General features: G+C 72.9%; 20 protein-coding genes. 16 read left to right on the top strand and 4 right to left on the bottom strand.

Going from position 1 to position 20,961, the window contains the following annotated elements:
- Positions 1–112 precede the first annotated feature (112 nt).
- A complete protein-coding gene (locus ACRAKJ_RS32215; RefSeq protein ID WP_438921940.1) occupies positions 113–1,501 on the bottom strand; it encodes an SDR family NAD(P)-dependent oxidoreductase in 1,389 nt (462 codons plus the stop codon).
- A gap of 112 nt (positions 1,502–1,613) precedes the next feature.
- On the opposite strand from ACRAKJ_RS32215, the gene ACRAKJ_RS32210 reads away from it, so the two are divergent.
- The 4 genes from ACRAKJ_RS32210 (at position 1,614) to ACRAKJ_RS32195 (ending at position 5,046) form a co-directional block, all read left to right on the top strand.
- Entirely contained in the window at positions 1,614–2,807 is a 1,194-nt protein-coding gene (locus ACRAKJ_RS32210; RefSeq protein WP_438921939.1) for a hypothetical protein, read from the top strand.
- The gene (locus ACRAKJ_RS32205) at positions 2,804–3,694 is read left to right on the top strand and encodes a hypothetical protein (protein ID WP_438921938.1); all 891 of its coding nucleotides are present in this window, start codon (positions 2,804–2,806) and stop codon (positions 3,692–3,694) included. Before ACRAKJ_RS32210 ends, ACRAKJ_RS32205 begins: the two co-directional genes overlap by 4 nt.
- A gap of 68 nt (positions 3,695–3,762) precedes the next feature.
- Positions 3,763–4,503 (top strand): AfsR/SARP family transcriptional regulator, encoded by a 741-nt coding sequence (locus ACRAKJ_RS32200; protein ID WP_447008773.1) that lies wholly within the window; start codon positions 3,763–3,765, stop codon positions 4,501–4,503.
- A gap of 54 nt (positions 4,504–4,557) precedes the next feature.
- Positions 4,558–5,046, top strand: a complete 489-nt coding sequence (locus tag ACRAKJ_RS32195; protein ID WP_438921936.1) for a hypothetical protein — start codon at positions 4,558–4,560, stop codon at positions 5,044–5,046.
- A gap of 12 nt (positions 5,047–5,058) precedes the next feature.
- On the opposite strand, the gene ACRAKJ_RS32190 is transcribed toward ACRAKJ_RS32195, so the two are convergent.
- Entirely contained in the window at positions 5,059–6,012 is a 954-nt protein-coding gene (locus ACRAKJ_RS32190) for a LysR substrate-binding domain-containing protein (RefSeq protein WP_438921954.1), read from the bottom strand.
- Between the two features lie 208 nt (positions 6,013–6,220).
- Between ACRAKJ_RS32190 and ACRAKJ_RS32185 the strand changes: the two genes are divergently transcribed.
- The 8 genes from ACRAKJ_RS32185 to ACRAKJ_RS32150 all read left to right on the top strand — a co-directional run bounded on the left by ACRAKJ_RS32185 (position 6,221) and on the right by ACRAKJ_RS32150 (position 14,648).
- Positions 6,221–7,018 carry a 2-amino-3,7-dideoxy-D-threo-hept-6-ulosonate synthase gene (locus ACRAKJ_RS32185; RefSeq protein ID WP_438921935.1) on the top strand — a complete coding sequence of 266 codons (798 nt, stop codon included), beginning with the start codon at positions 6,221–6,223 and terminating at the stop codon, positions 7,016–7,018.
- A gap of 80 nt (positions 7,019–7,098) precedes the next feature.
- On the top strand, positions 7,099–8,172 hold the full coding sequence (locus ACRAKJ_RS32180) for a 3-dehydroquinate synthase II family protein (protein ID WP_438921934.1): 1,074 nt from the start codon (positions 7,099–7,101) through the stop codon (positions 8,170–8,172).
- 105 nt (positions 8,173–8,277) lie between these two features.
- Complete coding sequence (gene idi, locus ACRAKJ_RS32175; RefSeq protein WP_438921933.1) at positions 8,278–8,856, top strand: isopentenyl-diphosphate Delta-isomerase; 579 nt, start codon at positions 8,278–8,280, stop codon at positions 8,854–8,856.
- Between the two features lie 435 nt (positions 8,857–9,291).
- Complete coding sequence (locus tag ACRAKJ_RS32170; RefSeq protein WP_438921932.1) at positions 9,292–10,524, top strand: DUF1996 domain-containing protein; 1,233 nt, start codon at positions 9,292–9,294, stop codon at positions 10,522–10,524.
- Complete coding sequence (locus ACRAKJ_RS32165) at positions 10,521–12,239, top strand: discoidin domain-containing protein (RefSeq protein ID WP_438921931.1); 1,719 nt, start codon at positions 10,521–10,523, stop codon at positions 12,237–12,239. Before ACRAKJ_RS32170 ends, ACRAKJ_RS32165 begins: the two co-directional genes overlap by 4 nt.
- A gap of 55 nt (positions 12,240–12,294) precedes the next feature.
- Positions 12,295–13,290, top strand: a complete 996-nt coding sequence (locus ACRAKJ_RS32160; protein ID WP_438921930.1) for a substrate-binding domain-containing protein — start codon at positions 12,295–12,297, stop codon at positions 13,288–13,290.
- 34 nt (positions 13,291–13,324) lie between these two features.
- Positions 13,325–13,891: a DUF305 domain-containing protein gene (locus tag ACRAKJ_RS32155; RefSeq protein ID WP_438921929.1), complete on the top strand. Its 567-nt coding sequence runs from the start codon at positions 13,325–13,327 to the stop codon at positions 13,889–13,891.
- A 31-nt stretch (positions 13,892–13,922) separates the two neighbouring features.
- Positions 13,923–14,648 (top strand): DUF998 domain-containing protein, encoded by a 726-nt coding sequence (locus ACRAKJ_RS32150; RefSeq protein ID WP_438921928.1) that lies wholly within the window; start codon positions 13,923–13,925, stop codon positions 14,646–14,648.
- Here the strand turns inward: ACRAKJ_RS32150 and ACRAKJ_RS32145 are convergent.
- The gene (locus ACRAKJ_RS32145; protein WP_438921927.1) at positions 14,612–16,222 is read right to left on the bottom strand and encodes an AMP-binding protein; all 1,611 of its coding nucleotides are present in this window, start codon (positions 16,220–16,222) and stop codon (positions 14,612–14,614) included. The genes ACRAKJ_RS32150 and ACRAKJ_RS32145 overlap by 37 nt on opposite strands.
- 46 nt (positions 16,223–16,268) lie before the next feature.
- On the opposite strand from ACRAKJ_RS32145, the gene ACRAKJ_RS32140 reads away from it, so the two are divergent.
- From ACRAKJ_RS32140 to ACRAKJ_RS32125, 4 genes are all read left to right on the top strand, one after another.
- Positions 16,269–16,817 (top strand): TetR family transcriptional regulator, encoded by a 549-nt coding sequence (locus tag ACRAKJ_RS32140; protein WP_438921926.1) that lies wholly within the window; start codon positions 16,269–16,271, stop codon positions 16,815–16,817.
- Positions 16,818–16,822: 5 nt separating this feature from the next.
- A complete protein-coding gene (locus ACRAKJ_RS32135; RefSeq protein WP_438921925.1) occupies positions 16,823–17,230 on the top strand; it encodes a hypothetical protein in 408 nt (135 codons plus the stop codon).
- Positions 17,231–17,274: 44 nt separating this feature from the next.
- On the top strand, positions 17,275–17,649 hold the full coding sequence (locus ACRAKJ_RS32130; protein ID WP_438921924.1) for a hypothetical protein: 375 nt from the start codon (positions 17,275–17,277) through the stop codon (positions 17,647–17,649).
- Positions 17,650–17,867: 218 nt separating this feature from the next.
- Complete coding sequence (locus ACRAKJ_RS32125) at positions 17,868–19,361, top strand: cellulase family glycosylhydrolase (RefSeq protein ID WP_438921923.1); 1,494 nt, start codon at positions 17,868–17,870, stop codon at positions 19,359–19,361.
- Between the two features lie 118 nt (positions 19,362–19,479).
- Here ACRAKJ_RS32125 and ACRAKJ_RS32120 read toward each other — a convergent pair whose 3' ends face one another.
- The gene (locus ACRAKJ_RS32120; RefSeq protein WP_438921922.1) at positions 19,480–20,958 is read right to left on the bottom strand and encodes a glutamate--cysteine ligase; all 1,479 of its coding nucleotides are present in this window, start codon (positions 20,956–20,958) and stop codon (positions 19,480–19,482) included.
- Positions 20,959–20,961: the final 3 nt, after the last annotated feature.

Here is a 20,961-nt window from a genome sequence, read left to right as displayed (position 1 = left end):
GTCGAAAGCTCCACCTTACCGACGCAGAGTCGCACGGACAGCGACACCGCGGGACGCGGTTACCCGAACGGCCCACCGCCGTTGCTACTGTCGGGAGTGGACGGACTGACGGTCACCAGGGTGCGGGTTCGTAGTCCTTCAGGAAGCACCCGTGCAGGTCCTCGCCCAGCTCACCGCGCACGATCGGGTCGTAGACCCGGGCCGCGCCGTCGACCAGGTCGAGCGGCGCGTGGAAGCCCTCGGCGGCCAGCCGCAGCTTGGTCGGGTGCGGGCGCTCGTCGGTGATCCAGCCGGTGTCGACGGCGGTCATCAGGATGCCGTCGGTGGTCAGCATCTCCTCCGCGCTGGTGCGCGTCAGCATGTTCAGCGCGGCCTTGGCCATGTTCGTGTGCGGGTGCCCCGGCCCCTTGTAGGCGCGGCTGAACTGGCCCTCCATCGCCGAGACGTTCACCACGTACTTGCGCCGCGCGGGGGAGGCGGCCATCGCCGGGCGCAGCCGGGAGATCAGGATGAACGGCGCGGTGCTGTTGCACAGCTGCACCTCCAGCAGCTCCACCGGGTCGACCTCCTCGACCCGCTGCACCCAGCTGTTGACCGCCGCCACGTCCGGCACCAGGCCACCCGCGTCGATCTCCTTCGACCCGGCGGTCAGCGCGAGCGCCGTCACCGCCGGGATGGTGTCGGTGAGCGACCCGGCGAGCGCCACCGGGTGCGCGTCGGTGGTGTGGCCGAACGTGACCAGCTCCGGCAGCGGACCGCTCGGCAGGGGTCCCGCCTCGGCCGCGACCAGCGGCGCGTAGGCGTCCGCCGAGCGGCGCACGGTCTGCGCGGCGTTGTTGATCAGGATGTCCAGCGGCCCGGCGGCGGCCACCGAGTCGGCCAGCCGCACCACCTGGCTCGGGTCGCGCAGGTCGATGCCCACCACGCGCAGCCGGTGCAGCCAGTCGGCGCTGTCCGGCATCGAGGCGAACCGGCGCACCGCGTCGTGCGGGAACCGGGTGGTGATCGTGGTGTGCGCGCCGTCGCGCAGCAGCCGCAGGGCGATGTACATGCCGATCTTGGCGCGCCCACCGGTGAGCAGGGCCCGCTTGCCGGTCAGGTCCGCGCCCTGGTCGCGCTTGGCCCGGTTCAGGTCCGCGCACGTCGGGCACAGCTGGTGGTAGAAGGCGTCGACCTCGGTGTACCGGCGCTTGCACGTGTAGCAGGACCGGGCGCGCAGCAGCGTGCCCGCCTTCGAGCCCGGGTCGGGCTCGCGCAGCAGCACGCCGCGCGTCTCGTCGTCGATGCGCGACGGCGAACCGGTCGCGGTCGCCTCGATGACGGCGCGGTCGGACGCGGTGACGGCGGCGCGCCGGTCGGCCTTGCGGCGTTTGCGGAGGTTCTTCCAGATGCCGGCGGTGGCCCTGCGGACGGCGACCGCGTCGGGGTGCTCGGTTTCCAGATCATCCACCTGGGCGAGCACCTTCAGGGCGATCTCCAGCTCAGCGGGGTCAATCGACACGGAAAGAGAGTCTACCTGCCGAAAAAACACCCCTGGACGGGTGAAATTCGGGTAAGGCACCGCTAGGGTCCCCCGCATGCCTACAGCGGGTGATGGTCCGCGGGTGAAGCGGATGGCCCATCCCGACGCGAACGTCCGGGCCAGGGCCCTGGGACTTCCCCGCGGCAGACCGGTCCTCGCGGTGCTCGGCTCGACCGCGCCCCTGGACACCGGGCTCGCCGCGGCCGTCCTGCCGGTCCTGCGCGCCGTCCTCGCCGACGCGGCCAGGTCGGACGCGGTCGTGGTCACGTCCGGCGCGGACCTCGGCGTCACGCACCTGGTCGGCCTGGCCGCCGAGTCCCTGGAGGGGCGCTGGCCGAGGCTGGTGGGCGTCGCCCCGTCCGGCCGGGTGGCCGCCGAGGACGCCGAGCCCGGCGAGGGCGAGGCCCGCCTCAACGCCAACCACGACACGGCCGTGCTGGTGCCCGGCTCGCAGTGGGGCGAGGAGGTGCCCGCCCTGTTCCGCGTGGTCGACGCGGTGGCCGGGACGAAGCGCGCGGTGCTCGCGCTGCTGGTCGGCGGCGGTGCGGTGGCCCGCGCCGCGCTGGTCGACCACCTGGGCCGCGACCGGCCGCTGCTGGTGCTCGCCGGCACCGGTGGCCTGGCCGACGAGGTCGCGTTCGGCGGGCTGGGGGAGGACGACGACCTCGCCGTGCTGGTGCGCAGCGGCCGGGTGGCGGTCGTGCACCTCGACGAGGGCGCGGACAAGGTGGTCGCGGTGCTGCGGCGGGTGCTGGCCGACCGGCCGGGCGCGACGCTGCACGCCCCCGTGCCGCCGCCCCCGGTGTGGCCGGCGCTGCGGTTCCGGGAGCCCGAGCCGCACCCCGTGGTCGACCCGGGGTACGTGCTCGACTACCCGCTGCTCGCCGACGCGATCCACGAGGCGAACCAGCTGGTGGCGCCCGCGCTGCACGAGTGCGAGGTGGCCGCCCTGCGGGCGCGGGAGCGCGCCAGGCTGCTGGTCGTGCTGGCCATCGGCGCGGGGTTCGCCACCACGGTGTTCGCCGCGCTCCAGGTGTGGCTGAGCGCCGAGCCGTGGCCGGGCGTGCTGCTGGCCGCGTCGGGCGCGGTGGCCGCCGTCCTCGCGGTGGTCGCGCGCAACGGGGAGGACCCCGACGTGCGGGCGAGGGCCGAGCGGTTGAGGGCGCTGTACTTCGACCACCTGGCCGCGCCGCCCGCCGTCGACGAGGAGGAGCGCGCCGAGCGCTCCCGCGAACTCGCGACCGCCGTGGCGCGGTACCGACACGAACCGGTGAGCCAGGCATGAGCGACGAGACCCAGGACGACACCCGCGACGACCGCGCCGCCCGCACCCGCCGCCTGGCGGGGGAGGCGCGGGCCGGCGACCCGAGCCCGGAGCCCGCCCCCGCCCCCGAGCCCACGCCGGCCCGGTCGAGGGCGTCGCGGGCGAAGACCACCCGCGCCGCCGCGAAGCCGCCCGCCCCCGCCCCCGTCGAGCAGGCCGCTCCCGCCACCGTCGACCCGACCGCGCAGATCGCCCCCGCGCAGGTCACCTCGCCGGCGGAGGTCCAGGTGACGGCGACCAGGCCGTCACCGAGGCCGCGCACCACCTCCGAACCGCAGCCCACCCGCGCGACCGCCCCCGCCGCGGAGCCCGCCACCCGGCCCGCGTCCCGGCCCCCCGCGTCCCCACCGCCCGCGTCCTCACCGCCCGCGTCCCCGCCGCCCTCGCCCGCCCCCGCGCGCACCCCGGCCCCCGTGCTCGGCCACGTGGCGACCGGACCGATCTCCGCCGACGACCACCGCGAGCAGTTCGTCCGCGCCTACCTGCGGCACCGGGTGGGGGAGCGGCTGGCCGGGTTCGAGCAGGCCCGCGCCCGCTACACCTCGGCCCGGCGGTGGACGACGGCCGGCGCGGTGCTGCTCTACACGGCCGCCGCCGCGCTGGGCGCGGTCGCGGTGGCGGACGCGCCGAGGCGCGAGCTGTGGGCGTTCCTCGCCGCGGTCGCGGCGGCCGGCGCGACGGCGGTGGCGGTGTACGAGGCCGCGTTCTCGTTCCGCGCGCTGTCCCGGCGCTCGGCGAACGGCGTGGCGCTGCTCCACCTGCTCCAGGCCCACGGCGCGCCCGAGGGGGAGGACGGCGTCACCGCGTTCCGCACCGAGGTGGAGAGCGTGCTGCGGCATTCCGAGTGAGAAACCCCGCTCCGGCCGTCCGGCGGAACCACCGTCCGCGAAGATCCGTCAGAATCGCGGCACTGTTGGTGAACCGTCAACGCGACCTGGGGGGCGGGGTGGAGTTCCGGATCCTCGGACCGGTGGAGGTGCGCACGCCCGGTGCGGCACCGCGGGCGCTGCGCCGCAAACCCGGTCAGGTCCTCGCCGTGCTGGCCGCGCGGTGCGGGAAACCGGTGCCCGTCGACCGGCTGCTCGACCTCGTGTGGGGCGACGACCCGCCGCCGCGCGCCCGCAAGTCCCTCCAGGTGCACGTCTCGGCGTTGCGCGCCGAGGGCGTGCCGGTGCGCCACCAGGACGCGGGCTACCTGCTGGCCGCCGACCCCGACCAGGTCGACGCCCTGCGGTTCCGGGCGCTCGCCGCGCGGGCGGCGGACGTGCCCGACCTCGCCGAACGGCGTGCCGCGTACGCCCGGGCGCTCGACCTGTGGCGCGGCACCCCGCTGGCCGGCGCGGAGTCCGAACCGCTGCGCGCCTGGCTGTGCGCGCCGCTGGAGGCGCACCACCTGGCCGTGCAGGAGACGGCCATCGGCCTCGACCTGGTGCTGGGCCGCAACGGCGAGGCGGTCGACGCGCTCACCCCGCTGGTGGCCGAGCACCCGTTCGCCGAGAACCTCCGCTACCAGCTGATGACCGCGCTGCTGGCGTGCGGCAGGCGCACGGAGGCCCTCGCGGTGTTCCAGGACGTGCGCCGGACCCTGGCCGACGAGCTGGGCGTCCACCCGAACACGCGGCTGCGCGCCCTCTACCGCGATGCGCTGGGCGTTTAGGCGGGTTTTTACCGCACGCCGTTAGCTTCCGCCGAGACCGGAAGGGGAAAGACCATGCGCCTTGCCCGCGCCCTCGCCGCCCTCGTCCTGGCCTTCGCCGGGATGACCCTGTCCGCGGCGGTGGCCACCGCCGACGTGCAGGCGGCCGTCACGAAGCTCACCCACGCCGACGCCGCGAGCCGCTTCAGCGCGGCCGGCATCACGTGGTCGTCCAGCGGTGGTTGCAGCGACCGCAACAACCCGACCTGCACCAGCTTCTCGCAGATCAACCTCACCACCGTGCAGGGCGGCATCACGCTCAAGCGCGCCAGCGGCTGCGCCCTGCGCATCACCGGCGGCACGGAGACCGGCCACGCCAGCGGCACCTACAGCCACTGGAACGGCTACAAGCTCGACTTCGCCCTGTCCACCTGCATCAGCAACTACGTCCGCGGCACCTTCACGTCCATCGGCGGCAACAAGTGGCGGTCCGGGTCCGGGAACATCTACTTCCTGGAGTCGAACCACTGGGACGTGACCTACTACAACTGCGGCGGCTGCTGACCCCGCGACCGGCTAGCTGGCCGCCACGGTCAACCCGGTGGCGGCCAGCATCGCCGCGCGCCCGTGCCCCCGCAGCCGCTCGTGGTGGGCGCGCAGCAGTGCCGCGTGGACGTCCTCGACGTACTCGGCGGCCTCGCAGTCCCTGTTCCACACCAATGTGACGCGCCGGTGAACGGGGTTGCCCGCGATCGGTTTCAGCACCACGCCGGGCAGGTCGTGGCCGGTGGGGAAGAATCCCGCCACGGTGTGCGCGGAACGCACCAGTTCCGCCGCCGACGCGGGGTCGACGCCGAAATGCGCGCAGCGCGGCGTGAATCCGGCGGCCTCGCAGGCCAGGTGGAGGTTCAACCGCCCGCCGCCGTAGTTCTCGTCGGACACGGCCCATTCCTCATCGGCCAGTTCGGACAGCCGAATCTCATTTCGCCCGGACAACCGGTGGCCCGCCGGAATTCCGACCACCATGTGTTCCGTGGTGACCGTGCGGAAGTGGACCTCTTCGGGAATCCGAAGTGGACTTTGGGGGAACTCGGTGACCAGCGCCAGGTCGAGCTTGCCGGCGCGCACCAGTTCGAGCACGGCGTCACCGCTGCGCTCGATGTGCGTGGTCTGCGGGTGCGTCGGCAGCAGCGCCCGGACGACGCCGACCAGCAGCGGTGTCGGCGACCCGGCCACCCCGCCGAGCCGGATGCCGGCGCCGCCGCTCTCCGCGGCCAGCTTGCGCGCCGTGACCAGCAGGTCGTCGAACCGCTCGACCAGGTCGCGGGCCCGCAGCACGACGTGCCGGCCCAGCTCGGTCAGCTCGACGCCGTCGGTGCGGCGCAGGAACAGCGGGCCGCCGAAACCGCGTTCGATCCGGCGCAGCTGGGCCGTCAGGCCCGCCTGCGCGATTTTCAGCAGCGAGGCGGCACGGCTGATGCTGCCCGCTTCCGCCACGGTCAGCACGACGTGGAGGTGCCTCAGCTCCATGTGCACTGCGGCAGCCTAGGGCAATGCGGACAGGACAAACACCGACCGCGCGTGTACCGGGGGATGACGCTCTGTTGTTGCGTTGCGCGGGCCGTTGCTCCAACAGGTGCATAACTGAGGAGTTATCGCCACCTCACACCTCCCGCCGTGCTCGCCCGTTCCACCACCCTGCTGATGGCTATCACCAATCTGGGGAGGTGTGAGCGACATGAGGAAAGCGTTGCGTCTGCGACGCCTTTCCCGACCGCGCGACGACAGGTACCTCTTCGTGCCGTTGGACCACAGCGTTTCCGACGGTCCGGTGGTGTCGCGCGACCGGTGGCGCGACCTGATCGACTCCGTGGTGGTCGGCGGCGCCGACGCCATCATCGTCCACAAAGGACGGGTACGCACGATCGACCCCGACGTGCTGGGCGGCTGCGCGCTCGTCGTCCACCTGAGCGCGGGCACCGCGCACATGGCCGACATCAACGCCAAGGTGCTCGTCGGCGAGGTCGACGAGGCGTTGCGGCTGGGCGCCGACGCGGTCAGCGTGCACGTCAACATCGGCTCCGACACCGAGGCGCGGCAGCTCGCCGACCTCGGCGCGGTCGCCGCCGCGTGCGAGAACTGGAACGTCCCGCTGATCGCGATGGCCTACCCGCGCGGGCCGCGCATCGGCGACCCGAACGATCCGGCGCTGCTCGCGCACGTCGTGAACATCGCGGTCGACCTCGGTGCCGACATCGTCAAGACCAACCTCGCCCACCCGTCCGAGCGGATGGCCGAGGTCGTCGCCAGCAGCCCGATCCCGGTGCTGGTGGCGGGCGGTCCCGCGACCGGCGGCAGCCTCGTCGACCACGCCCGCACCGCGATGGCCGTGGGGTGCGCGGGCCTGGCCGTCGGCCGCCGCGTGTTCACCTCGCCGGCGCCGGTGTCCCTGGTCGCCGAACTGGCGTCGATCGTCCACGAGGAGACCGAGGCGGACCTCGTCCGCGCCATGACGGGGGCCGCGGCCTCCTCCTGACCCCCGCCGTCGGCCGGACCCGCGAACCCCCCCTTCCGCGGGTCCGGCCGACGCGCGGGCCCCACCCACCTGGAGAAGCGTTGAAGTTCGCCTGGATCGACCTCAGAAGCGTCCCCGAAGCGCAGCGCGAGGCCGTCGTCGACGCCGCCGTGCACGCCCGCCTGGCCGGCGTCGTCTCCGACGACCCGGCGCTGCTCGACACCCTCCCGCCGACGATCACCCGCGTGCTGGTCGCCGACGAGCCGGTGGAGAGCCCGCACCTGGTCACCGTCGTGGTGCACGACCGGGACCAGCTCGACCGGCTCACCGCCGACTCGGCGTTCGTGCAGGTCAGCGACGACCGCACGCTGCAGCTGGCGTGCGCGGCGGCCGTGCGGCTCGGGCACGCGGTGGTCGGGTTCACCGACCCGACGAAGATCCCGCTGGAGATCGTCATCGCCGCCGCCGACGGCGCGCCCGGCAAGCTCGTCACCGTCGTCGCCGACCTGGAGGAGGCCGCGATCGTCCTGGACGTGCTGGAGCACGGCTCCGACGGCGTCCTGATGGCCCCGCGCGACGCGACCGACGTGTTCAAGCTGGCCAGGCTGCTGGAGGCGACCACCCCGCCGCTGGAGCTGACCACCCTCACCGTCGAGGGCATCGCCCACAACGGGCTCGGCGACCGGGTGTGCGTCGACACCGCCTCGCACTTCCAGGAGGACGAGGGCATCCTCGTCGGCTCCTTCTCGTCCGGTTTCATCCTGTGCTGCTCGGAGACCCACCCGCTGCCGTACATGCCGACCCGGCCGTTCCGGGTCAACGCCGGCGCGCTGCACTCGTACGTGCTCGGGCCGGACAACCGCACCAACTACCTGTCCGAGCTGCGCTCCGGCAGCACGGTGCTCGCGGTCAACTCCGAGGGCCGCACCCGCAAGCTCACCGTCGGCCGGGCCAAGCTGGAGTCCCGCCCGATCCTGACCATCACCGCCCACTCGCCCGAGGGCGTGGAGGTCAGCCTCACCGTGCAGGACGACTGGCACGTGCGCGTGCTCGGGCCCGGCGGGAAGGTCCGCAACGTCACCGAGCTGCAACGGGGCGACGAGCTGCTCGGCTACATCGCGACCGAGCAGCGGCACGTGGGCATCCCCATCGGCGAGTTCTGCAAGGAGACCTGACCCGCCCCGCCCCGCCCCCGCCGTCCCTCCCCCTTCGCCCCGCTCCCGCCGGGCCCGGGGGTGCTCGGCGGAGCGGGGTGATCGCCCGTGTGGCAGGGTGGGCGCGTGGAACAAGTCGTTCTCCTGGACGAGTCCGGAGCCGGGATCGGTGTCGCCGACAAGGTCTCCGTGCACCACGCGTCCACCCCCCTGCACCTGGCGTTCTCCTCCTACCTGTTCGACCCCGCCGGCCGGCTGCTGCTGACCAGGCGGGCGCTGCACAAGAAGACCTGGCCGGGGGTGTGGACGAACTCGTGCTGCGGCCACCCGGCGCCGGGGGAGCCGATGCTGCCCGCCGTGACGCGGCGGCTGTCCGACGAGCTGGGCCTGACCGGCGTCACCCTCGACCTGGTCCTCCCCGCCTTCCGCTACCGGGCGGAGATGGAGAACGGCGTCGTCGAGAACGAGATGTGCCCCGTCTTCCGCGGCCTCCTCACCGGCGAGCCGAGCCCGAACCCCGACGAGGTCGACGCCGTCGAGTGGGTGCCGTGGGCCGAGTTCGCCCCGGCCGTCCTCGCGGGCGCGCGTCCGGTGTCCCCGTGGTGCGTCCTCCAGGTCAAGGCGCTCCAGGCCCTCGGCCCGGACCCCCTGACCTGGCCGATCGCCACCCCGGCCACCCTCCCGCCCGCCGCCACCCTCACCTGACCGCACCCCCAACGCACAACTCACCCGTCACCAACGCATGACTCACCGGTCATGAGCGCATGACTCACCCGCCACCAACGCATGACTCGCCCGCGAGTCATGCGCTCGCGACCCGCGAGTCCGACGCTCGCGACCCGCGAGTCATGCGTTCACGACGCGAGAGTCCAACGCTCAGGACGCGAGAGTCCAACGCTCAGGGTCGGTGAGTTCTGCGCTCAGGACGCGTGGGTTCTGCGTTCGGGGGCCTGGGGTTGTGGGTGTGGTGGGCGAGAGAGCGCTCTCTCGGGGGCTGTTCCGGTACGACCGGAACTGGCCACTTTCCTTGACTGATACAGGGGACCGGCTTACGTTCCGCTGTGAGAGCGCTCTCCGAAACCCACTCGTAACGTCTACGAAAGGGGAGTCGTGATCCCCACCATTCGCCGATGGCGTCGTATGGTCACAGCGCTCGCCGTCGCGGCAACCGCCGCGTCGGTGGTGACCTTCGTCGCCTCACCTGCATCGGCGGCGCCGGAACTGCTGTCCCAGGGCAGGCCCGTGACCGCCTCCTCCGTCGAGAACGGCGGTACACCGGTCCAGGCCGCGGTCGACGGCAACGCCGGCACCCGCTGGTCCAGCGTCGCCGCCGACCCCCAGTGGATCGCCGTCGACCTGGGCTCCGCCAAGCCGATCAACCAGGTCGTCCTGAACTGGGAGGCCGCCTACGCGCGGGCCTTCCAGCTCCAGACCTCCGGTGACGGCGCGAACTGGACCACGGTCGTCAACGCCGGCGGCACGGCGGGCGTCCAGACGCTCACCGTGAACGCCAACGCCCGCTACGTCCGCCTCTACACCACCCAGCGCGCCACGCAGTACGGCGTGTCGCTGTGGGAGTTCCAGGTGTTCGGCGACGTCGCGCCCTCGGGTCCGATCGTGCGGGTGTCGGAGTTCTTCGCCGACTGCCCGTTCACGCACCGGCTGCCCGACGACCCGATCGTGGTGCCGAACCTGCCGGGTGCCTCGCACATGCACAGCTTCTTCGGCAACCGCACCACGAACGCCCACTCGACCGTCCAGTCGCTGCTGGCCGGCACGAGCAACTGCAACCCGTCCGTCGACCTGTCGTCGTACTGGGTGCCGACCCTGTACGCCAACGGCCAGGCCGTGGAGCCCACCGGCACCACGTTCTACTACCTGGGCGAGGGCGTGCGGGACGACGTGATCGCCCGCATCCAGCCGTTCCCGCTGGGCCTGCGGATCGTCGCCGGCAACGCCAAGGCCACCGCGCCGGACGCCACCACGATCTCCCGGTGGTCGTGCCTGCACGCGGGCCACGTGGGCGCGTCGAAGGACTTCGTCAACTGCCCGGCGGGCACGATGCTGGAGTCGTACCTCGACTTCCCGCAGTGCTGGAACGGGCGCGACCTGGACTCGGCCGACCACAAGAGCCACATGTCGTACCCGGTCAACGGCACCTGCCCGTCGACGCACCCCGTGCCGGTCCCGAAGCTCCGCCAGGTGCTGAGGTACCCGGTCAGCGGTGACCCCGCGCAGTTCAGGCTCTCGTCCGGCGCGGGCTTCACCATGCACGGCGACTTCTTCAACGCGTGGCCGGAGGCCGAGCTGGCCCGCCGGGTGCGCGACTGCATCAACCCGATCATCAAGTGCGGTGCGGACGGTCGACCGTGAAGCGTCTGATCACGTCGTTCGCCCTGATCGGCGCGTTGGTCGTGCCCGTCACCGCGAACCCCGCCGCCTCGGCGGCGGAGTGCGGCACGGCCAACGCGGCGCTCAACGCGCCGGTCACCGCCTCCTCGGTGGAGACCGGCAGCCCGTTCACGGCCGCCTCGGCGGTGGACGGGAACGCGGGCACGCGCTGGTCCAGCGCGTTCGGCGACCCGCAGTGGCTGCGGGTCGACCTGGGCGCGAGCCGCGAGGTCTGCGGCGCGACGCTGAACTGGGAGGCCGCCTACGCGACGGCGTTCCAGGTCCAGACGTCCGCCGACGGCGCCTCGTGGACCACGGTCTACCAGACCACGACCGGCACGGGTGGCGTGCAGGACCTCACCTTCACCGGCACGGGCAGGTACGTCCGCCTCCACACCACGGCCCGCGCCACGCAGTACGGCGTGTCGCTGTGGGAGTTCGCGGTCCGCACGGGCACCGGCACCGGCAACCCGCCGGGCGGGTCCGAGCAGCTGCTGTCGTACAACAAGCCCGCGACCGCCTCGTCGTTCCAGGACGACGGCGCGTGCCCGGGCTGCACCCCGGCCAAGGCGTTGGACTTCAACCCGGCCACGCGGTGGGCGACCAACGCCACCACCGGCTGGGTGGACCCGGGCTGGATCGCCGTCGACCTGGGCGCGACCGCGCAGATCAGCAAGGTCGTGCTCCAGTGGGACCCGGCGTTCGCCACCGGGTTCGAGATCCAGACCTCGGCCAACGGGACCACGTGGACGACGATCCACGCGGTCGCGAACGGCACCGGGTTCAAGCAGACGTTCACCGTCTCGGGCACGGGTCGCCACGTGCGGGTGAACCTGACCAAGCGCAGCGGCCAGTACGGCTACTCGCTGTGGGAGTTCCAGGTCTACGGCACCGGCGGCAGCCCCACCCCGCCGCCGGCGCAGGCACCGGACCCGGGCACCCCGCTGCGGCTCGTGTGGAGCGACGAGTTCAACGCACCGGCGGGCACGAAGCCGGATGCGGGCAAGTGGCGCCCGGAGGTCGGCACCGGCCAGAACGCGGAGCTCCAGTACTACACGAACAACAACAACGCGTTCACCGACGGCGCGGGCAACATGGTGCTGGAGGCCAGGCGGGAGGTCACGCCGGGCTCGGCGTGCCCGGTCGACCCGGTCAGCGGCAGCGGCACGTGCCAGTACACCTCGGCGCGCATCATCACCGAGGGCAAGGCGTCGTGGACCTACGGGCGCATCGAGGCCAACATCAAGGTCTCGGGCACGAAGGGCCTCTGGCCCGCGTTCTGGATGCTCGGCAACGACATCTTCCAGGGCACCCCGTGGCCCGCGAGCGGCGAGATCGACATCATGGAGCACCTGGGGCGCGAACCGAACACCGCGTACCAGACGATCCACGGCCCGGCGTACTTCGGCGGCGGCGGGATCGGCAACATGAGGGACATCGGCCAGGACTACCGCAACGCGTTCCACCTGTTCCGGGTCGACTGGAACAGCCGGGGCATCACGTTCAGCATCGACGGCGTGACCGTCCTCACCATCGACAAGGCGACGGTGGAGGCGACCCGCGGCCCGTGGGTGTTCGACAAGCCCTTCTTCATCCTGCTCAACAACGCGGTGGGCGGTGACTGGCCCGGTCCCCCGGACGCCACCACCACCTTCCCGCAGCGCATGCTGGTCGACTACGTCCGCGTCTACCAGTGACGGTGTGGTGCGGTCCCGCCTCGGCGGGGCCGCACCTCCCGGTATAAAGACTGGCGTGGACCGCAGACCAGTCACGTTGGAAGAGGTCGCGCGGGTCGCTGGGGTTTCCCGGGCCACGGTGTCCCGGGTCGTCAACGGGGTCGCCACGGTGGACCGTGAACTGCGCCAGGTCGTCGAGAAAGCCATCTCCACGACCGGCTACACGCCCAACCGCGCGGCGCGTTCGCTCGTCACCCGACGGGCGGGCGCGGTCGGGCTCGTCCTCCCGGACGAGGGCCGCACCCTGCACGACCCGTACTTCGGCCGGGTGGTCAGCGGCGTCATGCCGGTGATCCGGCCGCTGGGCGTGCAGCTGGTGCTCACCACCACCGACCCCGGCGGCCACCAGGAGGTGGTCGACGACGTCCGGCAGCGCAGGCTGGACGGCGTGATCCTGATCCACACGCACGGCGCGGACCCGCTGCCGCGCCTGCTGACCGAGGCGAACCTGCCGGTCGTGCTGGCCGCCCGTCCCGTCCGGCCGATGTCGATCACGTTCGTCGACGTCGACCAGGCCGCGGGCGCGGCGATGGCCGTGGACCACCTGGTGGACCGCGGCTGCCGCCGGGTGGCGACCATCACCGGTCCGCTGGACGCGCCCGCCGGCCAGGACCGGCTGCGCGGGTTCCACGAGGCGGTGGCCCGGCACGGCCTGCCCCAGCCGGTGGTCGCCGAGGGCGACTTCTCCCGCGAGGGCGGGGCCGCGGCGGCCCGGCGGCTCGCCGGCGAGGAGTTCGACGGCCTGTTCGTCGCCTCCGACCTGATGGCGACCGGCGCGCTGCCGGTGCTGCGCAACCTCGGGCTGCGGGTGCCCGAGGACGTGCGGGTCGTCGGCTTCGACGACAGCAGTCCCGCGGTCGAGAGCGACCCGCCCCTGACCACGGTGCGGCAACCCGTGGAGGACATGGCGGCCGAGATGGCCCGGTTGCTCGTCGAGCGCGTCGAGCGGCCGGACCGCCCGAACGCCTCCGTCGTGTTCGCCCCGACCCTCGTGGTCCGCCGGTCGAGCTAGCCCGTCCACGCGCTCACCGTCCCCAGGAGTGCCCGTGCGCCGGTTGTTCGTCCTGTCGTCCCTGGTCATCGCGCTGGTCGCCTGTTCGTCGACGCCACCGCCCGCCCCGTCGGAGCCGGTGCCCCCGCCCGCGCCGGCCACGTCGTCGAGCGCCGCCGGCGGGCTCAGCGCCACCGACACGGCCTACGCGCAGCTCGCCGTCCCGCAGGTCGAGACCGCCCTGCCGCTGCTCGACCTGGTCGTGGCGCGGTCGGGCGACCCGGAGCTGACCGCGCTGGCCGCCGAGGTCGGCCGGGGGCACCGCGCGGAGCTGGAGCGGCTGCGCGGCGTGCTGGCCGCGGCGGGCGTCGCGCACCTCGACGAGCACCGGGGGCACGACATGCCGGGCATGGTCACCGAGGGCGAGGTCGAGGCGGCCGGGCGGCTGACCGGCGCGGACTTCGACGCGCAGGCCCGCGTGCTGCTGCGCGCCCACTTCGAGGAGTCGGCGTCCGTGGCCAGGGCCGAGCTGGCCGCGGGGACCGACGCCGGGCTGCTCGCGCTGACCCGGGAGGCGGAGGAGTCGCGCCGGGGCTACCTGGCGAAGCTGTCGAGTTCCTGAACGGCGGAACACCGGGCCGTCACCGTCCGTTATGCCCGGTGTGCTGACCGACGTCCCCACCCGTTCCCCGGCCCGCGCCCTCGCCCTCTCCGGCGCGGGCGCCGTCGTGCTGACCGTCGTCCTCGTGGGCGGGCTCGACCTGGTCCGGCTCTCCGAGTCGACCTACCACCTGCGCCGCACGATCAGCGAGTACGCCCTGGGCCCCCACCGCTGGGTGTTCGACACGGGCGTGGTGCTGCTCGTCCTCGGGTCGCTGGCGATCCTCGCGGTGCTGGTCCGGCGCGGGATGAGCCGGTGGAACTCGGTCGGCGCGATCGCGTTCGCCGCGTGGTCCGTCGGCCTCACCCTGGTGGTGATCTTCCCCAAGAACAACTGGGCGATCGGTCCGAGCGTGAGCGGCAGCATCCACCGCTTCGGCAGCATGACGGCGTTCATCAGCCTGCCGATCGCGGCGCTGCTGCTCTCCCGCCCGTGGGTGCGCGACGCCGTGTGGGGCGCGCACGCCCGGTGGGTGTTCCGGTTCGGCGTGCTGTCCGCCCTGGCGTTCACCCCGCTGCTGTACGCGATCCTGGTGAACGCCGTCGTCGGCACGTCGTGGTGGCGCGTGTTCCCCCTCGGCTACATCGAGCGCGTGCTGGTGCTCACCGAGGTGGTCGCCGTGTTCGTCGTGGGGGTCTGGGCGTGCGCGGTGTCCTCCCGCCCACGCCCGAGCCCGGCCGGTCAACCGGAGTACAGCCCGTCCAGCACGTCCGCGTAGCGCTTCTCGATCTCCTTGCGCCGCATCTTCAGGCTCGCGGTGAGCGTGCCGTCCTCGACGCTGAAGTCCCGCGGCAGCACGGCGAACCTCTTGATCGTCTCGTGCCGGGCGAGCTTGGCGTTGGCCGCCTCGACGGCCCTGCCCACCTCGGCGTCCGCGTCCAGGTCGGCGGGCGCGGTGTCGGCGTCGACGGTGACCAGCGCGACGCAGTAGTTGCGCTGGTCGCCGTGCACCAGCACGTTGCCGATGTACGGGCTGCCCGCCTTCACCAGGCCCTCCACGGCCTGCGGCGCGACGTACTTGCCGCCGGAGGTCTTGATCAGCTCCTTCTTGCGGTCGGTGATCCGCAGCCGGCCGTCCGCGTCCAGCTCGCCGATGTCGCCGGTGTGCAGCCAGCCGTCCACCAGGGCCTTGTCGGTCTCCTCGGGCAGGTTGCGGTAGCCGCGCATGACGCCGCGCCCGCCGATCAGCACCTCGCCGTCCTCCGCGATCCGCACGCCGGTGCCGGCCAGCGGCGGGCCGACCGTGCCCAGCGCGTTGTGGCCGGGCCGGTTCACGAAGCTCGCCGCCGACGACTCGGTGAGGCCGTAGCCCTCCAGGATCGTGATGCCCGCGCGGTCGAAGAACTCGCCGACCGGGCGGGACAGCGGCGCGGAGCCCGACACGAAGTACTTGATCCGGCCGCCGACGCGTTCGCGCAGCTTGCCGAACACCAGCCGGTCGGCGATCGCGCGGCGGACCTTCCACTCGGGGTGCTCGGCGACCCGCAGCGCCCAGTCGAACAGCTTCTCCTTGACCCCGCCGGCCTCGCGCACGGAAGCGACCACCCGTTGGTGGATCTTCTCGAAGATGCGCGGCGCGGCGGCCACCACGGTGGGGCGCAGCTCGGCCAGGTTCGCCGCGATCCGGTCCACGTCGCCGTCCACGGCGGTCGGCGCGCCGGTCGCGATCATGCCCACCTGGAGCACCTTGCCGAACGCGTGGGACATCGGCAGCCACAGGAAGTGCAGCTCGTCCAGGCCGAGGACGCCCAGCTCGTCGATGGCCTCGGCGGTGTGCAGCCAGTTGTCGTGGGTCAGCTCCACGCCCTTCGGCGTGCCCGTGGTGCCGGAGGTGTAGATCAGCGTGGCCAGCCGGTCGGGGGTCAGCTCGTCGACCATGGCGTCGTAGTCGCCCCCGGCGGGCTCCGGCGCCCAGTCGGTGGCGACGACCCGCGCGTCCACGTCCTGCGCGAGGCCGGGGTCGGCGACCACGAGCGCGCTGCCGGAGTCGCGGACGATGTGCTCGACGTCCTTCGGCGTGCTGCTGGGGTAGATCGTCGTCGTCACGCCGCCCGCCGCGAGCACCGCCAGGTCGGTGATGATCCAGTCGACGCTGGTGGCCGCCATGATCGCCACGCGGGCCTCGTCGCGCACGCCCAGCTCCCGGAACCCCAGCGCCTTGACGCGGACCCGTTCGGCGACCTCCGCCCACGTCAGCGACGTCCAGGTCCCGCCGGCGCGGAAGCGCAGCGCCTCGCGGTCCGGGGTCGCGCGCACCCGCTCGCGCAGCAGGTCGGGGATCGAACGGGCCACGGTGACCTCCTCTGGAGCGACGCTCTAGAGCGGTACTCTAGCCCCTGTGAGATCGACTAGTCAGCGGGCCGTGCTGGACGCGGCGCTCGACCTGGTCGCCGAGGGCGGGCTGGACGCGGTCACGATCAGCGCGCTGACCGCGCGCTCGGGCGTGTCGAACGGCAGCGTCTACCACCACTTCGGCAGCCGGTCGGGCCTGTTCGCCGTGCTGTACCGGGAGAGCTTCGAGCACTGCGTGACCGCGCTGCTGCCCGCGCTGGAGGTCGACGACCCGGAGCGGGCCGTGCGCGCGCTCGTGGCCCGCTACCTCGACTGGGTCGGCGCGAACACCGGCCGCGCCCGGTTCCTCTACGCCGCGCCGCAGACCGCCGACCCGGTCGTGAAGGCGTCGGTGTTCCAACCGGTCGCCGCCTGGTTCGCCGCCCGCGCCGGCGCGGGCGAGGTGCGCGCCTACCCGTCGTGGGCGCTGGACCCCGTGGTGATGGGTCCGGCCCACGAGTGCGCCCGCCGGCACCTGGCCTACGGGTTCGACCTGGGTGCCTGCGCCGAACTGGTCGCCGATGCGGTCTGGGGGGCGGTCGCGCCCGTAGGGTGATCCGCATGGCCACTTGGGGCGACCTAGCCGCGTACGTCCACGACACGTACGACGTGATCTCCGAGAACGAGGACGAGATCCGCATCCTGTTCAACTTCGAGCAGTTCGACGAGGACGACGAGCGGACCCAGGTGATCATCCTGGTGCGCGAGGTCCTCGACAAGCTGCACGAGTGGGTGCAGATCGCGTCCCCGATCGGGCTGGCGTCGAAGGTGGACCTGCACGCGTTCCTCACCGAGGTGGGCAACTCGACCATCGCGTGCGGCGCGGCGGTCATGGGCGACCACGTCGTGCTGCGGCACTCGCTGCCCCTGGTGGACCTCGACATCCACGAGTTCACCGACCCGCTGAGCCTGCTGGCCGGCACGGCCGACCGCCTGGAGGAAACGTTCTTCGGCGGCGACGACTACTAGTGCTAGGTTAGGGTGTCCTAATCCCTGCGGAAGGCACCTCTGCCGTGTCCGGCTACGAGACCATGACCGTGCAGGTGCGAGCCGGGTTGGGGGAGCGGCGCCTCGTCGACGCCGTGCGCTCCCTCGTCGACCGCCACCGCGAACTCCGGGACGTCGTCCCCGCCGCGTGCGTTCGCCGGGTCGTGCTGCCGTCCGCGCTCGTCCCGGCGGCGGCCTCCTCGGCCTCCTCGGCCTCGGCGCTCGCGCCGCCCGCCGGCGTCCCGCTGCGGGTGATCTGGTTCGACGGCGGCGCCGAGGGCCGCATCCTGCTGGTCGTGCGCCGCGACGTGCTCGCCGCGCTCCCGTGGCGCGTGCTGCTGCCCGGCCTGGCCTCCGCCTGGAAGGCGAACCCGGAACGCGCCCTCCTGCGCGCGAGCTGATCCCTTCCGCGCGAGCGGGGCCCTTCCCGTGTGAGCCGGCCCCCTCCCGCGTGAGCCGGCCCCTCGCCGCGCCCGTCCGACCCGGTCCACTCCCGTCCCCGCCCGTGTTGACAGCGGGCGCGCGGGGTGTTGTGATCCACGCAACAGTTAGGAAAGTTTCCTAACTGACCCGCCGCCGCCGTGTTCACCCCCGTCCCCGTCCCCGTGGGAGGCACCCCGTGGCACCCCGTTCGCGATGGCTGGCCGCAGCCGTCGCGGTATCCCTGCTCGCCGTCCCCGCACCCGGCCTCGCCGGCGCCGCGGCCGACCCCGCCGCTCCGGCAGGGGCTGTTCCGGCAGGGGCCGCCCCGGTCGAGGCCGGGCCGGTCGCGCAGGCCGTCGTCCAGCACCAGGCCGAGAGCGCCTCGGTCGCCGACGGCGTCGTCGAGTCCAACCACGCCGGCTACACCGGCAGCGGGTTCGTCAACTACGCCAACGCGGTCGGCTCGTACGTCGACTTCACCGTGACCGCCGCGACCGCCGGCCCGGCGACCCTGACCTTCCGGTACGCCAACGGCACCACCACCGACCGGCCCATGACCGTCGCGGTCAACGGCACGGCCGCCGCCACCGGCCTCTCGTTCGCCGCCACCGGCGCGTGGAGCACGTGGGCCACCAGGACGACGACCGTGACGCTCGCGGCGGGCGCGAACCGCGTCCGCGCCACCGCGACCACCGCCGCCGGCGGCCCCAACCTGGACCGCCTCGACGTGCAGACCGGCAGCGCCCAGGCCGGCCGCCCCGCCGACGTCAACGGGCAGCTGCGGGTGTGCGGCACCAAGCTGTGCAACCGGTACGGCAAGCCGGTGCAGCTGCGCGGCATGTCCACGCACGGCATCCAGTGGTACTCGCAGTGCGTGAAGGGCGCGTCCCTCGACGCCCTCGCGAACGACTGGGGCGCGGACGTCCTGCGCATCTCGATGTACGTGCAGGAGGGCGGGTACGAGACCGACCCGCGCAGGTTCACCGACCTGGTGCACGGCTACGTCGAGGAGGCCACGAAGCGCGGCCTGTACGCCCTCGTGGACTGGCACCAGCTCGACCCGGGCGACCCGAACGCCAACATCGCCCTGGCGCGCACGTTCTTCACCGAGGTCGCCTCGCGGCACCGGGACAAGACCAACATCATCTACGACATCGCGAACGAGCCGAACAACGTCTCGTGGGCGGGCATCAAGTCCTACGCGGAGCAGATGATCCCGGTCATCCGGGCGCAGGACCCGGACGGCGTCGTGTTCGTCGGCACCCACGGCTGGGGTTCGCTGGGCATCTCCGACGGGCGCAGCGAGCAGGACATCGTCTCGAACCCGATCAACGCCACGAACTTCATGTACACGTTCCACTTCTACGCGGCCTCGCACCAGGACGAGTACTTCGACGCCCTGTCCCGCGCGGCGGCGCGGCTGCCGATCTTCGTGACCGAGTTCGGCACCCAGACCTACACCGGCGACGGCGGCAACGACTTCGCCTACAGCCAGAAGTACCTGGACTTCCTGGCCGCCAACAAGATCGGCTGGACGAACTGGAACTTCTCCGACGACTTCCGCTCGGGGGCCGTCTTCAAGGAGGGCACCTGCGCCGGCTCGACGTTCGCCGGCACGGGCGTCCTCAAGCCCGCCGGCGCGTGGGTCCGCGAGCGGATGCGCACCCCGGACGACTTCCCGACGAGCTGACGACCCGACGAGCCGCCGGGGGCGGGTCCGCGCTCACGGGCGTCGACCCGCCCCCGGCGGTCGGGCGGCAGGCCCTCGGCGCACGACGACGCCGGCTACCGGTGGGTCCTCTGACCGGTCAGCTCACCGGCCAGGTGTGCACCGGTTCGTTCGAGTGCATCAGGTCCCGGTACGTCCGCAGCATCCGGCGCAGCGCCTCGTGCCGGTCCAGCGCGGTGTGGTCGTAGTGCCGGTGGAACGCCCGCGCCTGCCACGTCGCGCCGTTGACGCCGGTCAGGCACCGCTGCTCGACCACGCCCAGCAGCCGGTCCCGGTCGGCGGCCTCGACCTTCAGCTTCGCCAGGCCCTCGTGGGCCAGCGGCAGCAGGCGCCGGAGCACCAGCTCCGCCACCGGCACCGTGCCGAGCCCCGGCCAGTAGACCTGCGCGTCGATGCCGTGCCGCGCGCCCGCCAGGAAGTTGTCCTCGGCCGCGCTGAACGACATCTGCGACCACAGCGGCCGCTCCTCCTCGGACAGCACCCGCACCAGGCCGTAGTAGAACGCCGCGTTGGCCAGCGTGTCGACGACCGTCGGCCCGGCGGGCATCGTGCGGTTCTCCACGCGCAGGTGCGGCTTGTCGCGCACCACGTCGTACACCGGCCGGTTCCAGCGGTAGACGGTGCCGTTGTGCAGGCGCAGCTCGGCGAGCGACGGCGTGTCGCCGCGCTCCAGCACCTGCACCGGGTCCTCCTCGTCGCAGATCGGCAGCAGCGCCGGGAAGTACCGCACGTTCTCCTCGAACAGGTCGAAGATCGACGTGATCCACCGCTCGCCGAACCACACCCGCGGCCGGACGCCCTGCTCCTTCAGCTCGTCGCTGCGGGTGTCCGTGGCCTGCTGGAACAGCGCGATCCGGGTCTCCCGCCACAGCTCCTTGCCCAGCAGGAACGGCGAGTTCGCGCCCACCGCCACCTGCACGCCCGCGATGGCCTGCGCCGCGTTCCAGTACGGCGCGAACGAGTCCGGCGACACCTGGAGGTGGAACTGCGCGGACGTGCACGCGCCCTCCGGCACGATCGAGTCGGCCGTCATCTGGAGCCGCTCGACGCCGTCGATCGAGATGTGCAGGTCCTCGCCGCGCGCCGCCAGCACCTGCTCGTTGAGCAGCGCGTACCGCGGGTTGCCCGACAGCGCGTCCGCGGCCAGGTGCTTGGCCTGCAACGTCGGCAGGATGCCGATCATCACCATGTGCGAGCCGGTGGCCGACGACTTGTGCTCGGCCTCGTTGAGCGAGTCCCGCACGACGGTCTCGAACTCGGTGATCCCGCCCGCGGTGAGCTGCCGCGGCGCGACGTTGATCTCCAGGTTCCACTGGCCCAGCTCGGTGACGAAGTCCGCGTCGGCGATGGCCTCCAGGGCCTCCGCGTTGCGCATCGCCGGGTCGCCCGCGTCGTCCACCAGGTTCAGCTCGATCTCCAGCCCCGTCATGGGCCGGTCGAACTCGAACCGCGACTCGCGCAGCATCCGGGCGAACACGTCCAGGCACCGGCGCACCTTCGTGCGGTACCGCGTGCGGTCCTCGCGGGTGAACTCGTGCCGCCCGACCTCGTCGCCCATGCC

This window comes from Saccharothrix sp. DSM 118769, from assembly GCF_052936295.1.
The sequence above is the reverse complement of the archived record's forward strand: the minus strand, read 5'-3'. Positions and strand labels throughout refer to the sequence as shown.